The following is a 15582-nucleotide window of genomic DNA, read 5'->3' as shown; positions in this document are numbered from 1 at the left end:
GCACGCATGCTACCAATGGAGGTAGCTCGGGCCCCGCTTCGCGGGGCCCTTCGGCATCTCTGGGGGTCATGTGTTGGTCATTATTGGACGGCGTTGATAAATGCGCGGCGGAATGAAGGTCTACGCCGGGGGGCCGGCCGCTGCGCGCCACTACATAGGGGCTGACCGCGGTCGGGCGGATGACTACTACCTGGCCAAGGGGGCCGGCATCGCCCGTCGCTACGCCGCCGGTGCCGGGCGGGTTCGTGAGTTGGCTCCGCTGTCCGGGGAAGACTACGAGGGATGGGTGGCCGGCTTGGATCCGGCCACCGGTGAGCCGCGGGGCCGACTGCGTACGGACGACCGGGCGGTGCGGTTCGTCGAGGTGGTGGTCAACGGTCCGAAGTCGTGGTCGCTGGCCGCGGCGCTGCATCCGGACATCGCCGCCGCCTACGACGCCGCGCAGGACTGCGCGGTCGAGCAGATCCTGGCGTGGCTGTCCGAACACGCCACCACCCGAGTCGGGTCACGCGGGGTGCAGGTGCAGGTGCCGGTGGAGGTGCTGGAGGCGGCGTCGGTTCAGCACTACACCTCCCGGGCCGGGGACCCGCACCGGCATCTGCACCTGCAGCTGCTCGCCCGCGTCTTCGCCGCCGAGAAATGGCGCGGGCTGCACACCGTCGCCATTCGCGACTTCCTCGCAGCGATCAACGGGATCGGGCACGCCGCGATGGCCACCGACCCACAACTGCGGGCCGCCTGGGCCGCCCATGGCTACACCCCGGACGCCACCGGAGAACTACTGCAGCTCGCTCCTTTCGTCGGTCCGATGAGTGCCCGGGCAGCGCAGATCGCCACGAACATCGCCCGCTACGAACGCGAATGGACCCAGACGCATCCCGGCGAACACGCCGGGCCGGCGTTGCGGCGGGCGTGGGAGGCGCGCGCCTGGGCCGACGGCCGCCCCGACAAGGTCCACCCCCGCCCGGGCGAGGTACTGGAGGACCGCTGGCGGGAGGAGCTCACCGTCCTGGGCTACCGCGACCCGGCCCACCCGGTGGCCTTCACGCCGACGCCAGTCGGGGCGCTGGACCGCAACGCCGCCGCCGACCGGGTGCTGACCCGGCTGGCGGCCGCCCGGTCAGCGTGGAACGCCGCCGACATCCGCGGCGAGGTCGAGCAGATGCTCGCCGCCGACGGCATCGTCGCCGAGGCGGCGGTGCGCCTCGAGCTGGCCGAGGACCTCACCGCCCGCGCCCTGAGCCGGTGCGTGCCGCTGCTCGAGCGCGAGGGCGTTCCGGAGCACATTCGGGCCTGGACCTCCCGCCCGGTGCTCGACGTGGAAGCCGATCTGGCCGCCCGGTTCGCCGCCCGCGCCGGTCAACCGGCCCTGCCGGAGCCACGGCAGGAGCGTCTGCCCGCGTGGGCGGTCGCCGGGCTTGATGACGGCCAGGCCGCCGCGATCGAGCTGCTGGCCGGCGGCCGGCAGCTCGTGGTCATGGAGGGCGCGGCAGGGGCCGGCAAGACCACCACCCTGGCCGCCACCCGCTACCTCCTCGAGTGCGAAGGGCGCGGGCTGGCCGTGGTCACCCCGACGATGAAGGCGGCCAAGGTCGCCCGCACCGAGACCGGCGCGCCCACCGGGTCGGCAGCCTGGTTGGCCTATCAGTACGGCTGGCGCTGGACCGAATCCGGTGACTGGACCCGACTCACCGACGGGCAGCTCGACCCGCGCACCGGCCACGACTACACCGGCCCAGGAGTGACCTGGTTGCGGCCGGGCGATCTGTTGGTCATCGACGAGGCCGGCATGCTGAACCAGGACACCGCCCGCGCGCTGCTCCACATCGCCGACGAGTGCCAGGCGCGCGTGGCGCTGCTCGGCGACCGCCACCAGCTGGCCGCGGTCGGCCGGGGCGGCGTGCTCGACCTCGCCGCCGCGGCCACCGACAGGGTCGACCCCGGCGCGTCCCTGAACCTCGAGTCGGTGCACCGGTTCACCCGTACGGACGCCGCCGGCGCGACTGTCCCCGACGACGAGTACGCCCAGCTGACCCTGGCGATGCGCCGCGGCCACGATTCGGGCGCGGTGTTCGACGCCCTCCTGGCCCGCAACCAGATCCGACTGCACCTCGACTTCAAGGCGCTGTGCGGTGCCCTCGCCGAGGTGGCCGCCGACGGTCCGACCGCCGAGGTCGCGCTGGTGGCCGACACCCTTGAGCAGGTCGACGCCTTGAGCGCCACCGTCCAGGCCCGGCTGGTCACCGCCGGCCGGGTAGACGACGCCGATGTGGTGACCACCCGGAGTGGGCAGCGGATCGGAGCCGGCGACCGGATCGCCACCCGCCGCAACGACCGCGGCCTAGACGTGGCCAACCGCGACACCTGGACGGTCACCGCGGTCGACGAGTGCGGCGGGCTACTCGTCACGCCCTGCACTCGTGGAGGTGACGGGCCAGGCGGTGAAGTCACCTCGACCGGTCCCGACGTCCGCGTGCTGCCCGCCGACTACGTCACCGACTACGTCGAGCTTGCCTACGCCAGCACCGTGCACGGCGTCCAGGGCGACACCGTCACCGCAGCGCATCTGGTCCTCGGCCACCACACCGGCGCCGCCGCGGCCTACGTCGGCATGACCCGCGGCCGCACCGCCAACACCGCCCACCTCATCGCCGCCGACCCTGACGAGGCTCGCGAGCAGTGGATCGCCGCCTTCAGCCGCGACCGCGCCGACCTCGGCTCCCGCCACGCCGCCGGACTCGCCGCCCGGGAAGCCGACCGCTACGCCCCCATCCGACCGCTCGACCAGCCCCCGGCGACGCGTGCCCGGCCACCCGCCCCGGCTCCAGGCGTCCGCCGGCCCGACACAGAGCGCCGCGGGCCATCGATGGTCCCGCGCGTTGCTGCGCTAGGCATCGGGCGATGACCGTACGTGGCCCGTCAGGCCCCATGAGCCGGATGCCGCCGGTTGAGGTCAATCCATCAAGCTGGGCGGTGACGCTGACGCGCGTTGCGCCGAGGACCTCTGGGTCCCCAAGTAGGGTCAGCCGCCGCGAAGCTGACCCGATGGAGGACTTATGCCGGACATCTTCGACAACCTAACGACTGAGTCATCCATCGGCCCTGCACTCAAGACAGCCCTCGCCAACTTCGACTCTTGTGATATTGCCACTGGGTACTTCGATCTCCGAGGCTGGGCCAGCTTCTCCGACATAGTGAACAACAAGGTCGCCGACAGGCAATCAACCGAACCCGCCGTGGCGCGGGTGCTCATCGGGATGGTGATGCCAGCGGACTCGGCGCTCATGCTCGCTGCGCTGCAGGATGCAGTTCAGCCGCCTCCCTATGGCTCGGACCTCAACGACATGGGCAAGGCCCTCGCCGCCAAGGATCAACTTGTCAAGCACCTCCGGACGCAGTTGATGCGCGGCCTGCCGTCCGAAGGAGAACAGACAACCCTCCAGCAACTAAAGGGGCAACTGGAGTCTGGGGCTGTCGAGGTGAAGGTGTTCACGACCGCGCCGCTGCATGGTAAGACCTACATCTTTCACGCACCGGGCAATGCCTTTGCAGAACGCCGCGCCTATGTTGGCTCATCCAACTTGACGAATGCCGGCCTATTCAAGAATCTTGAGTTGAACATCGACGTCGTCGAGAAAGACGCAGCGGGTAAACTTGCCGCCTGGTTCACTGATCGGTGGGACGATCCCTTTTCACTTCGGATCTCGTCAGAAATCATCGACCTTATAGCGGAGTCGTGGGCGTCCGAAACGCAGCCGACGCCGTACGAGGTCTACCTTAAGGTTTGCCACGCAATGTCCGAGGATGCGCGAGAAGGTCTCGGCTACGTTCTGCCACCTTCAATCGAGAACCTGCTTCTCGACTATCAGGAGACTGCCGTCCGCACGCTCGCGCGCCGCATCGTCCGACGAGGCGGGACGATGCTCGGCGACGTCGTTGGACTGGGCAAGACCCTTACGGCAATCGCGACTGCACTGATGCTGGAGGCGGCGGAAGACTACACGACCCTCGTGTTGTGTCCGAAGAACCTCGAGCGTATGTGGAACGAGCACCTGGAAAGGTATGACCTCCGCGGTTCCAGAGTCATCCCGTATTCAGTGGCGGACAGAAGATTGCCCGAGCTGAAGCGGTTCCATTTGGTCATTTGCGACGAGTCGCACAATCTGCGCAATAGTTCAACGAGGGCCTATGAGGCGATCCAGGACTACATTCGCCGCAACGGTTCGAAGGTCCTGCTTCTGACGGCGACTCCGTATAACCTCGCGTTCGCCGACGTTGCGAATCAAGTCGGACTCTACATTGACGACGACGAGGATCTCGGCATCCAGCCGACTGCAGCCATGACGAAGGATAAGGCCCTGGTAGATAAGGTCGACGGAAAGATCACCACGCTCGCTGCCTTCCGTCGCTCGGAAGAGGCCGAGGACTGGAAGCGCCTAATGAGCGATCACCTCGTTCGCCGCACGCGCTCGTTCATCAAAAGGACAGCCAAGAAGGAGATGGTCTCCCTGCCTGGCGGCGGGGTTGAAGTACGCGAGTACCTGGAGTTCGCGAACGGTCAAAGGTTTCATTTTCCCATTCGTGTCCCCAAGCCGCTAAGCCTCGACTTCGCCGACGACGACCCAGCGCAGTTTATGGAGAGCGACGACACGCTCGACGCGATCAGGGACCTCGTTCTCCCGCGCTATCGGCTTGCCGAGTATGACAACCCGAAGGCTCCGCACACCATCGAGGACGCCAAAATCATCGCCGATATCCGGTCCGGGCGAGGCAACGTTAGCGGCTTTGTGCGCATCGGTTTGTTCAAGCGTCTCTCCTCGTCGGGACACTCCTTCATACTGAGCCTTCAACGCCAACGAGCCCGAAACGAGCTCTTTGTTTACGCCATCGACAACGCTCTGGCCGTTCCGCTCGGAAGTTTCAGCGACCATCAGTTCACAGTCTCGGACTCGGACCTCGAAGAGCACGAGGAAATGGGTGGCAGTCTGGCGTCGCGCTATCGCGAACTACATCGTCGACTACCCGCCTCCACAAAGTGGTTGCAGACTGGCATCTTCAAATCTAGCTTGCGCAAGGATCTGCTGCGCGACAACGCAATCATCACTCAACTTCTCGACCGCTTCGGAGCTTGGGATCCGGTCAAGGACACCAAGGCGAATGCCCTCGTAGATATGCTCCGAGACGACCACCCCGGCGAGAAGGTGCTCGTTTTTACTGAGTACGCCGACACCGCTGAGTACGTTGCGAAGGCTTTGAAGGATGCCGGCGTACAGCATGTCGGCTTGGCTTACGGGGACTCGGATGACCCGGCGGCTATCGCCCGCCGATTCTCTCCGGAAAGCAACCGGCTACCCGGCGAAGAGACCGAAGAGATGCCGGTAATGGATCCCATCGACGTCTTAGTGGCGACCGACGTCCTCTCGGAAGGTCAGAACCTTCAGGACTCTCACATCGTGGTCAACTATGACCTGCCCTGGGCGATTATCCGCATCATCCAACGCGCGGGCCGCGTCGACCGGGTGGGCCAGAAGTCCGACAGAGTTTTCATATACATGATCACGCACGAGAAGGTTGAGCAGGCCATCCTCCTTCGGCAGCGGATCAGGCAGAGGCTCGGTGACAACGCTGCTGCCTTCGGCTCCGACGAGCGGTTCTTCGGTGACGAGAAGGAAGTAAATCTGCTCGACGATCTATATAAGGGCGCTATCCCGTCAGAGGACGAGCTTGTCCAGGACGAGGGTGAAGCTGACGCAGTGAGCGAAGCTTGGCTCGTATGGTCGAACATTAAGGACCAAAATCCGCATCTCGCAGCCAAGGTCATGAAAATGCAGGACCTTATGCATAGCAGCCGAGGCCCATACGGCAACGAGGTCAAGACGGGCGTGACTACCTACGCCCGAACGTCAACCGGCATCGACGCATTCGCCGCGTCGTTCGACAGTGCAGATGGCAGCAGCTCTGTCGAGCGCCTCCTGACGCCACTTGAAGCCCTCCACGTCTTCCGCGCCGACGAAACGACCCCAACGGCGCCGCTGCGGCGGGATCACTTCGACCGGGAGGCGCTCCTGGTGAAGGGGAAGCTTGGCAACGAGATGGTCGCCGCCGGCGCGCTTCGCGGGGTGCGCAAGTGGGCTGTGGAACGTCTCGGGGGAACGATCTATGGCGCCGACGCAAGCGACGCAGTAAGCGCCATGATGGACAGGCCGCTGACCGAGTACGCCAACGTTCGTCTTCGTCAAGCCCGACGAAGCAAGTACTCCGACCAGGACCTCGCGGATCTTGTGAAGCAAGTTCACGGGGAGGAACGCCTCGTAATCGGGTCGGCCGAGAAAGAAGAGATTAAAATTGTTTGCTCGATCGGTGTGACCGCGCGATGACCGAGCCACTGCTCACGAAGGCGGATGGCGGAAGGTTCGGCGACCTCTTCCGACTCGACTTGTTTTGGCACAGCCCTGACCACGCGCCGATCCAGGTTGAGCTTGAGGACGGGTATCACGTCAGCGCGACCAACGTGTCCTCTTACAAGGGGGTTCGCGTTTGGGAAGTTGCTGCTCTTCCGGGGGCGGTCGGCGAGGCAAAGATCGACCAGGCAATTGCTAAGGTGTCCACTAACCGACTCGTGATCTTCCATGGCACTGGCAAACAGGTCTGGCGCTGGCCGTCGCGTACGAGTAAGGGAAACGGCGTCATCTCACGTCCTGCTAGGCACGTCCACCTAGTCGGGCAAGCCGATCCGCAATTCGTGGCAAAGCTCAATGCGATCCGACTGCCGAGCGATGTCGTCATCGATGTAAATGAAGTCCTGTCACGGGTACGAGCTGCGTTCGACGTAGAGACCAAGAGCGAGAGCAAGCGCGCGTCGCGGTTGATGGCGCAGATGTATTCTGCGGTCGAACGGAGCTATGCAGCTGATTTCGACACCAAGAAGCGTGACCACGAGATCTCCGTGACCCTTGCGCGTGTCCTCTTCCTACTGTTTGGTGACGATACGGAGATGTGGAAGGCGCCAGACGGCGAGCCATTGCCTGGCCTGTTCCAAGATTTCGTTAAGGATCACACAGCGCGTGACGGTTCAGACATCGGCGAACGCCTCAACGAGCTCTTTCGGGTTCTGGACACCGCGCCAGTCGACCGCAATGGACTCGCTGCGGAACTTCTAGCGCTCCCTTACGTGAACGGTGGGATCTTCGAGGAGCCGATTAGGCTCCCGAGTCTGGGCAGCGACTTCCGTGAGGCGGTGCTGGCTGCATCCGCCGTCGACTGGTCAACGATCAGCCCGGCCATCTTTGGCTCGATGTTTCAGTCCGTGCGTGATGCACAGACCCGGCGAGAGCTGGGGGAGCACTACACGTCGGAGGTGAACATCCTCAAGACGCTCAACCCTCTCTTTCTAGACGAACTTCGCGCAGAGGCCGATGCTGCGCTTACACGAGAGACCCCCCAGAAGCGGATCAACGCCCTCAATGCGCTGTGGAAAAGGCTTGGCGAGATTCGGTACCTGGATCCGGCTTGCGGGTGCGGCAACTTCATCATCGTCGCCTACCGGGAACTACGGGAGCTGGAACTTCGCGTCATGGACGGCCTTGCTAATCTCCAGCAGGGCGAGGGTGCGACCGCTCTTGGCGCGGATTGGACCCATCTGCTTAAGGTGACGCTTGATCACTTCTCTGGCATCGAGCTCGACGAGTGGCCTGCCCGCATCGCGGAGACAGCGATGTTCCTCATGGACCGGCAGTGCGACCTGAAGATGAGGGAGCGTTTTGGCGTTGCGCCCGAGCGGCTGCCGATTCAGCGATCCGCGAAAATCGTTGTTGGAAATGCACTGCGCATGGATTGGTCAGAGGTTGTCCCTGCGGGGCCAGATGTGATTATGGCCGGAAATCCTCCATTCTTGGGGCCGAAGGAACGAAGCGCTGGACAGACGGACGATCTCCGGCTTGTTTGGGGTGTGCAGTACGACGGATTTCTCGACTATGTATCCGGCTGGTACGCGAAGGCGATCGACTACTACGGCGAAGCGAGGTCGAGGTGGGCGTTCGTGTCCACCAACTCGATCGCGCAAGGTCAGGCCGTACCAACGCTGTGGGGAGCAATCCTTGCGAACGGTTGGCGTGTGCGGTTCGCTCATCGCACTTTTCCATGGACGTCGGAATCCTCCGGCGGCGCAGCTGTCCATTGTGTAATCGTAGGATTTGATCGAGAGCGCGGGACTGCGGCGCTACTCTTTGACTATATCGGTGGCGCACTGGTTGATCCATTAGGTCGGCGGGTGGACCGCATAAATGCGTACCTTGTTGACGGTCCGAATGTCCTCGTGCGAAAGAGGATGCGCCCCAGTGCTCCACAGTTGCCGGAGGTCCAGGCTGGATCGAAGGCGGTTGACTGGGGATTCTTAACGGTCGAGCCAGATCAGTATGACGAAGTTGCCGACGATTCCATCGCAGTTCGTTACCTTCGGCGCTACCGAGGCGGCGACGAGTTGATTAATGGGCTGCAACGATGGTGCCTATGGTTCGTCGGTGCCGACCTCGCCGAGTTGGAAAGAAGCGCACTGATTCGGGGACGTCTCAACGAGATTCGGCAACGCCGAGCCGCTAGCCCGAAGTTGATGACGAGGAGGGGGGTTGCTACTCCGCACCTTTTCGAGGAGCGCCGTCAACCGAGCACAGACTATCTGGGCATCCCGCAGACATTCGCGGAGGGCCGAACTCACGCAACGGTGGCGCGACTGTCATCAGATGTGATCGCCTCGATCAAGCTGTTCACGTCACCAGATCCAGATGGCTTCCTCTTCGCGATGATCTCGTCGTCCATGTTCATGACCTGGCAGAAGACGGTCGGGGGGCGCATGAAGTCTGACCCAAGCTTCACGAACACGATCGTTTGGAATACGTTGCCGGTTCCCACCATGGAATCCGATCTTCGTGCCGAAATCGTCTTGGCTGGGCAAGAGGTTCTTAGGGTTCGGGAGGAGAACCCGACCACACCCCTTGGCATGCAGTACGACCCGTTGAGGATGAGGCTTGAGCTGACTGAGGCCCATCAGAAGCTCGACGCTTTGGTGTGTGCGGCCTTCGGGGCGAATGGGCACCTCGAGGCTGAGCGAGACCGTCAGCGACTCCTCTTTGAGCAGTATGAGAAGACGACTGTCAGCCTTCAGGCGGGCGGATCCTGACTTAGCGTCGGGGCGTGGGAGCCTTGATGGGGGGGTTCCGCGTGGTCGCTCGCGCGAAGCGGTGCTGTCTGGCCTGGCGTGGCCTGGCCCGTGAGGCTCGGCGCCGGCGCGCCAGAGGATGGGCCCGCGCGACTGATTAGAAGCCGCCTTCTCCACCCTCGTCCGGCCTTGAGCCGTCGCCGTTGCCGCAGGGAGCTGACGGCGGCAAGGACCGGTTGCGTCGCGTTCGGCCGGTCCCAGGACCGGCGAGCGGCAGTTGGCCAGGTCATTAGGAGATGTAGAGCCAAGTTGGCTGGAATCGGGTGCGGATCGCTCGACGCGGCCGACGGTCGGGCAGACAGCGCGGGATCCGCGCTCAACCACAGCGTGTAACCGGGTTCTTCTGTTCCGATCAGCGAAGGCGGGCACCGGCCACCAGTTCGCCAGTACTTCTCCAGGACCTAGGCGGGAGTACTGGAGGAACACCTGGGGCGCCCGTTGTCCACAGGCCCTTCGTTGTCCACGGATCACAACGGTCGGGCGCATAAGCGGTCTAGAGGTGCTACTCCCGCAGGACCGAGGCAGCGCCACTTCCGGCCTCCTCCGTCCTCTCGAGGTGAGCCGAATGGCCAGCATCGCCCGTCGACCCGACGGCACGTACAGGCCGCGCTTCCGCGACGCGTCCGGCAAGGAGCACGCCCGTCACTTCAAACGGAAGGTGGACGCCCAACGCTGGCTCGACGAGCAGACCGCAGCGCTGGTGCGTGGCGACTGGGTCGATCCGATGCGAGGCCGCTGCACTTTCCGGGTCTACGTCAGCACCTGGCTGCCTGCGCAACCGCTTCGCGACACGTCTCGCCGCACGTACGACTCCTACCTGCGCAACCACCTGCTGCCGGCGTTCGGGGACAGGGGCCTCTCGGCGGTCACCCGTACGCAGGTGCTCGGCTTTCGCCGGGGCATTGAGGACAAGCTGTCGCCGACGACCAGCCGTCAGGTAATGGCGCTGCTGGCGAGCGTATTCACCGACGCGGTGGAGGACGGTTTCCTCGTTAAGTCACCGTGCCGCGAGACGCTGCCGCCGCGGCCGCATCGGGAGCGGGTCGTCCCGCTGACCGTCGAGCAAGTCGAGGCCCTCGTGGCCGCGGCACCGGATCGCTACCGGGCCCTCGTCGTGCTGGGAGCCGGCTGCGGGCTGCGGCTCGGTGAGGCACTTGGTTTGAAGGTCGGCCGGGTGCGGTTCCTCGAGCGGGAACTCGACGTCGTAGAGCAGCTGACGCTCGTTCCCGGTGCGCCGCCGAAGCTAGGCCCACCCAAGACCCGCCGGAGCATCCGCACGGTTCCGTTGGCCGACGTGGTTTCAACGGCGTTGGCCGAGCACCTCGCGGCGTTCCCCGCCGGCCCCAACGACCTGGTGTTCCGGTCGCGGACCGGTGGGCCGGTCTGGCCCAACACGTTCAACGGCGCGGTGTGGCAACCACTGCGCCGGCGCGCCGGCCTGCCCGCCGCACGCTTCCACGACCTGCGGCATTTCACCGCGTCGGCGCTCATCCGCTATGGCGAGTCGGTCAAGACGGTGGCCCACGTCCTCGGCCACGCCGATGAAACCGAGACGCTGCGCACCTATAGCCACCTGTGGCCGGACGCCGAGACGCGGACGCGGGCCGCGATCGAGGTTGCGTTTGCCCGTCCTGCGGACTCCGTGCGGACTGAGGGGCTTGCACACCGCCCTTGAGCTGGACAAACGCGCCTGGAGCGTGTCATCCCCGACATCACCCGGCGGCACATGGCCGTGAACATCCGCAAGTTCGTGCTGCAGGCGCACTCCCTGGACGAGCTGGTCGCGCTCGGCACGCTGACCGCGCACGCGGCCCGCTTCCTGGAGGCGGCGGTCGCGGCGGGGCTGAACGTGCTGGTCTCCGGCGGCACCCAGGCCGGCAAGACGACGCTGCTGAACTGCCTCTGCGCGGCGATCCCCGCCCGGGAGCGGGTGATCACGGCGGAAGAGGTGTTCGAGCTCCGCGTCCCGCTGCCCGACGTCGTCTCGATGCAGACCCGCCAGCCCAACCTCGAGGGCGCCGGCGAGATCCCGCTGCGCCGGCTGGTCAAGGAGGCGCTGCGGATGCGTCCTTCGCGGATCGTCGTCGGCGAGGTCCGGCAGGAGGAGTGCCTGGACCTGCTGATCGCGCTGAACAGCGGTCTTCCCGGCATGTGCACCCTGCACGCCAACGGGGCGCGCGAGGCCATCGCGAAGATGTGCACGCTGCCGCTGCTGGCCGGCGAGAACATCGGGCACGCGTTCGTCGTCCCCACGGTGGCCACGAGCGTCGACCTGGTCGTGCACGTGGGCACGGACGCGTCGGGCCAGCGGCGGGTGCGCGAAATCGTGGCTGTGCCGGGCCGGGTGGAGGACGGCGTCGTCGAGCTGGCCGACGTCTTCACCTCCCGGGACGGGCGGCTGGTGCGGGCCGGCGGCCACCCGCCGCACGCCGAGCGCTTCGCCGCGCTGGGCATCGACCTCCCCGCGCTGCTCGACGACTCCGGCCGGTGGGACCGGTGACGGGCGCTCTGCCCGGGCTGCTGCTCGGCGTCGGGCTGCTGCTCGTCTGGCGCAGCGGCCCGCGGGCACCGCGGCGGGCGCCGGGCCCGCGCCGCACCGGGCGGCGGCAGGAGCAGCTGGCCGCGGCGGGGCTGTCCGGCATCAACTCCGCCCAGCTGCTGGCCCTGCAGCTGGGGCTCGGCCTGCTGACGCTCGTCGTCGTCCTGCTGACCACCGGCACGGTCACGGTCAGCCTCGCCTTCGCCGTCTTCGGGTTCGCGCTGCCGGCGGTGCAGGTGCGCCGGCTCGCCCTGCGCCGCCGGGCCGACCTGCGGGAGGTCTGGCCGGAGGTGGTCGACAACCTCGCCTCCGCCGTCCGGGCCGGGCTGTCGCTGCCGGAGGCGCTGGCCGCGCTCGCCGTCCGCGGTCCGGAGGTGGTGCGCCCGCCGTTCGCCCGGTTCGGCGCCGAGTACCGCAGCAGCGGCCGGTTCGGGGAGTGCCTGGACCGGCTCAAGGACGACCTCGCCGATCCGGTCGGCGACCGCATCGTGGAGACGCTGCGGGTGGCCCGGGAGGTGGGCGGCAGCGACCTCGGCCGGGTGCTGCGGACGCTGGCCACCTTCCTGCGCGAGGACGCCCGCGCGCGGGCGGAGCTGGAGACCCGGCAGGGCTGGGTGGTGCAGGCCGCGCGGCTGGCGGTGGCCGCGCCGTGGGTGGTGCTCCTGCTGCTGGCGACCCAGTCGACCACGCTGGCCGCGTACGACTCCGCGGCCGGGACGGCGCTGCTGCTCGGCGGCGGCGGCGTGTGCCTGCTGGCCTACCGGCTTATGCTGCGGATCGGGCGGCTGCCGCAGGACGTGCGGGTGCTCCAGTGATCCTCGGGATGCTCCTGGGCCTGACCGCGGCGACCGGGGTCCTGCTGGCCGTCACCTACGCCCCGCCGTTCCGGTCGGTGCGGCTGGTCGACCGGCTCGCGCCCTACCTGCACGACGCGCCCCCGCCGTCGCGCCTGCTGGGGACGGCCACCGAGCCGGGACTCTTCGGGGCGGCCCGCCGGTTGGCCGGACCGACGATCACCGACGGCGCCCGGCTGCTGGACCGGGTCGTGGGCGGGCGGGCCGCGGTCCGCCGCCGGCTCGACGCGCTGGCGTCGGACGCGACCGTCGAGGACTTCCGCGTCGAGCAGGTCGTGTGGGGCGGGCTGGGCCTGCTCGGCGCCGCGGGCGTCGCGTCGGTCGGGACGCTGGCCGCCGGCGAGCTGAACGTCCTCTCGGCGCTGCTGCTGTGTGTCGCCGGGCTCGTCGGGGGGCTGCTCGGCCGGGACTGGTGGCTGACCCAGCAGGTCCGCCGGCGCGAGGAGCTGCTGCTGGCCGAGTTCCCGGTGGTCGCCGAGCTGCTCGCGCTCGCGGTGACGGCGGGGGAGGGCCCGGCCGCGGCGATCGACCGCGTGACCCGGCTGTCCGGCGGCGAGCTGGCCCGCGAGCTCGGCGGTGCGCTGGGCCGCGCGCGGTCCGGGACGCCGCTGACCGAGGCGCTGCAGGAGGTCGCCGACCGCACGTCGCTGGACCCGCTGGCGCGGTTCGTCGACGGCTTGCTGGTCGCGATCGAGCGCGGCACCCCGCTGGCCGAGGTGCTCCGCGCGCAGGCGGCCGACGTCCGCGAGGCGGGCAAGCGCCGGCTGCTGGAGGCCGGCGGCCGCAAGGAGATCGCCATGATGGTTCCGGTCGTCTTCCTGGTGCTGCCGGTCACCGTCCTGTTCGCCCTGTTCCCGGGCCTGATCAGCATCGTCTCGCTGGCGTCATGAGCGTCGCGACCGACCGAGGAGGACGCGCGTGCGTCTCGTGACCCTGTTCCTGGCCGCCTGGGCGGCACTGTCCGTGCGACTGCGCGGGGACGACCCCGAACGGGGTGACGTCCCCGGCTGGGTGATGATCACCGTGATGACGGCGGCGCTGGTGCTGGCGATCCTCATCCCGTTCCGCGAGGCGATCGTGACCGCGGTGCAGAACGCGCTGGACTCCGTCACCACCGGTGGGTGAGGGACCCCGTCGTACCCCGGCCCTCGCGAGCTCGCGGCTGGACCCTGCAGAGGGGCCGGAGAACGGCGACGGCGAGCGGGGCAGCGCCGTCGTGGAGTTCGTGCTGGTCTCGGTGCTGATCGTGGTGCTGCTGCTGGCGGTGCTGCAGGTCGCGGTCTACGTGCACGTGCGCAACGTGGTCACCGCGAGCGCGCAGCAGGGGGCGCGGTACGCGGCGAACGCGGGCGTCCCGGCCTCGGCCGGCGGCCCGCGGACGGCGGAGATCGTGGCGGCGGCGACGTCGGAGCGGACGGCGGCCGGGCTGAGCTGCAGCGCGGTGGAGGAGGTCGACGGGACCGGTCTCACGCTGGTGGTGGTGCGCTGCAGCGGCGCGGTGCCGGCGTTGCTGGCCGGGCTGGGAGACCTGCTGCCGGTCGACGTCACCGGCCGCGCGGTGCGGGAGGGGCCGTGAGGTGGCTGCGTTCCCGGCTCGGCTCCGCGGGGGACCGGGAGCGCGGGGCGGCGCTGGTGGAGTTCGTGTTCATCGCGCTGGTGGTGTTCGTGCCGCTGGTCTACCTGGTGGCCGGGTTCTCCTCGGTGCAGCGCGGGGTGTTCGCGGCGACGGCGGCGGCGCGGGAGGCCGGGCGGGCGCTGGGCACCGCCCCGGACCTCGCCACCGGGCAGGCGCGGGCGGAGCGGGCGGTGGAGCTGGCGGTGGCCGACCAGTCGGTGGACGCCACCGACGTCCGGCTGGCGTACGCCCCGGCGGGGGCGGGGTGCGACGCGGCCGGCAGTTACACGCCGACGCTGGCGCCGGGGGAGGAGTTCACCGTCTGCGTGACGGTGACCGTGCGGATCCCGCTGCTGCCGGAGTTCATCGAAGCCAACACCGCCACCGGCCGGTTCGTCGTCGAGCGTGACCGCTACGTCGACGCCTGAGGCCTGAGCGCGCCGACCGTCGTACCCCCGTGGCCCGTTCCCGAGCCGGGAACGGGCCACCCGGGTACACCGGAGTCCGTCGTCCGCGACGTGCTGGGCCGGGTCGGGCTGCCGAGATCCGTCAGCCGTTGATCGAGAAGGTGACCAGCGGTCCGTCGAATCCCGGGGACCAGTCGAGCAGGAGCGCGCCCGCGGGGGCATCGAAGGCGACCTCGCCGCGCACCTGGCGGCCCGGGACCAGCTCCGCGGAGAGCGTCGACTCCAGCACGCTCGTGTCCGAGTCGTAGATGACTCCGCCGTCGTCCTGCACGGTGAAGTCGTAGGCCGAGATGAGAGCGGCCCCCGGCTCCGTGCGCGACGCCACCTGGACGGTGACGTCGACGACGAGCCAGGACCCATGAGTCGGCACTGCAGATGAGTAGGAGGTCTCGGGCTCGCTGACGCGCCGCAAGCCGTTGACCGTGATCGTGCCGACCGTGATGCCGCCGTCGAAGGCCACTACCTCGCCCACGGCTGCCGTCTGTGGCGTAGGGGTGGCGGCCTCCTCGTCGTTGGCCGCAGCATCTGCCTCGTTCAACTCGGCGTCCTGCTCGGGGCTGCACCCGTAGCCGATGCACTCCTCCGAACTGTTGTTCTGCGACGTGGAGAAGGCGGCGGAGTCGCCGTCGCCCCCGCCACAGGCGGTCAGCAGCATCACCGCGGCACACCCGGCGCCGGTCAGTGCGTGTCTCATCGTCAGCTCCCCGTGAAGATCGGTCGCCGGAAGCTACCGGGGTCGGTGTCGCGAACCACGCTCGACGCAGGGTGCCTGTCACGGCCGTGGCGCGATGGGCGCAAGACCGCTGCCGTGGTCACGGTCCGCGTCCGCGGGGGTGTCCGCTGCGGGCCTGAGCGGGCCGACCGTCGTACCCCCGCGGCCCGTTCCCGAGCCG

General features: G+C 67.8%; 10 protein-coding genes and 1 pseudogene. 10 read left to right on the top strand and 1 reads right to left on the bottom strand.

All coding sequences use genetic code 11. The annotated features are described in order from the left end of the window. Positions 1-112: 112 nt before the first annotated feature. The 10 genes and pseudogenes from mobF to BMY88_RS07580 form a co-directional block, all read left to right on the top strand. Positions 113-2788, top strand: a pseudogene (gene mobF / locus BMY88_RS07625) (MobF family relaxase); the annotation flags it as partial. Between the two features lie 268 nt (positions 2789-3056). After that, complete coding sequence (locus tag BMY88_RS07620) at positions 3057-6377, top strand: helicase-related protein (protein ID WP_091941823.1); 3321 nt, start codon at positions 3057-3059, stop codon at positions 6375-6377. After that, a complete protein-coding gene (locus tag BMY88_RS07615) occupies positions 6374-9175 on the top strand; it encodes a class I SAM-dependent DNA methyltransferase (protein WP_091941821.1) in 2802 nt (933 codons plus the stop codon). Before BMY88_RS07620 ends, BMY88_RS07615 begins: the two co-directional genes overlap by 4 nt. A 604-nt stretch (positions 9176-9779) precedes the next feature. Further along, the gene (locus BMY88_RS07610; RefSeq protein ID WP_091941819.1) at positions 9780-10889 is read left to right on the top strand and encodes a tyrosine-type recombinase/integrase; all 1110 of its coding nucleotides are present in this window, start codon (positions 9780-9782) and stop codon (positions 10887-10889) included. A 51-nt stretch (positions 10890-10940) separates the two neighbouring features. Further along, on the top strand, positions 10941-11714 hold the full coding sequence (locus BMY88_RS07605; RefSeq protein ID WP_244524523.1) for a TadA family conjugal transfer-associated ATPase: 774 nt from the start codon (positions 10941-10943) through the stop codon (positions 11712-11714). Beyond that, entirely contained in the window at positions 11711-12568 is an 858-nt protein-coding gene (locus BMY88_RS07600) for a type II secretion system F family protein (RefSeq protein WP_091942345.1), read from the top strand. Before BMY88_RS07605 ends, BMY88_RS07600 begins: the two co-directional genes overlap by 4 nt. Before the next feature lie 8 nt (positions 12569-12576). Next, positions 12577-13497, top strand: coding sequence for a type II secretion system F family protein (locus BMY88_RS07595; RefSeq protein WP_091942344.1), 921 nt, complete (start codon positions 12577-12579; stop codon positions 13495-13497). Between the two features lie 28 nt (positions 13498-13525). After that, the gene (locus BMY88_RS07590) at positions 13526-13732 is read left to right on the top strand and encodes a hypothetical protein (protein WP_091941817.1); all 207 of its coding nucleotides are present in this window, start codon (positions 13526-13528) and stop codon (positions 13730-13732) included. Continuing rightward, positions 13725-14183 (top strand): TadE/TadG family type IV pilus assembly protein, encoded by a 459-nt coding sequence (locus BMY88_RS07585; RefSeq protein ID WP_091941815.1) that lies wholly within the window; start codon positions 13725-13727, stop codon positions 14181-14183. The genes BMY88_RS07590 and BMY88_RS07585 overlap by 8 nt, the downstream gene beginning before the upstream one ends. Continuing rightward, positions 14180-14650 (top strand): hypothetical protein, encoded by a 471-nt coding sequence (locus tag BMY88_RS07580; RefSeq protein ID WP_170861006.1) that lies wholly within the window; start codon positions 14180-14182, stop codon positions 14648-14650. The genes BMY88_RS07585 and BMY88_RS07580 overlap by 4 nt, the downstream gene beginning before the upstream one ends. A 121-nt stretch (positions 14651-14771) precedes the next feature. Here BMY88_RS07580 and BMY88_RS07575 read toward each other — a convergent pair whose 3' ends face one another. After that, a complete protein-coding gene (locus tag BMY88_RS07575) occupies positions 14772-15383 on the bottom strand; it encodes a DUF4352 domain-containing protein (RefSeq protein ID WP_091941813.1) in 612 nt (203 codons plus the stop codon). Positions 15384-15582: the final 199 nt, after the last annotated feature.

The organism is Trujillonella endophytica (assembly GCF_900110555.1).
Classification (GTDB): Bacteria; Actinomycetota; Actinomycetes; order Mycobacteriales; family Geodermatophilaceae; genus Trujillonella; species Trujillonella endophytica.
This window is presented reverse-complemented; position numbering and strand designations above follow the sequence as displayed.

Bases quoted from the DNA above. Each gene is read 5' to 3' on its own strand.
- BMY88_RS07620 (WP_091941823.1), top strand. From the start codon at position 3,057: ATGCCGGACATCTTCGACAACCTAACGACTGAGTCATCCATCGGCCCT.
- BMY88_RS07615 (WP_091941821.1), top strand. From the start codon at position 6,374: ATGACCGAGCCACTGCTCACGAAGGCGGATGGCGGAAGGTTCGGCGAC.
- BMY88_RS07610 (WP_091941819.1), top strand. From the start codon at position 9,780: ATGGCCAGCATCGCCCGTCGACCCGACGGCACGTACAGGCCGCGCTTC.
- BMY88_RS07605 (WP_244524523.1), top strand. From the start codon at position 10,941: ATGGCCGTGAACATCCGCAAGTTCGTGCTGCAGGCGCACTCCCTGGAC.
- BMY88_RS07595 (WP_091942344.1), top strand. From the start codon at position 12,577: ATGCTCCTGGGCCTGACCGCGGCGACCGGGGTCCTGCTGGCCGTCACC.
- BMY88_RS07575 (WP_091941813.1), bottom strand. From the start codon at position 15,383: ATGAGACACGCACTGACCGGCGCCGGGTGTGCCGCGGTGATGCTGCTG.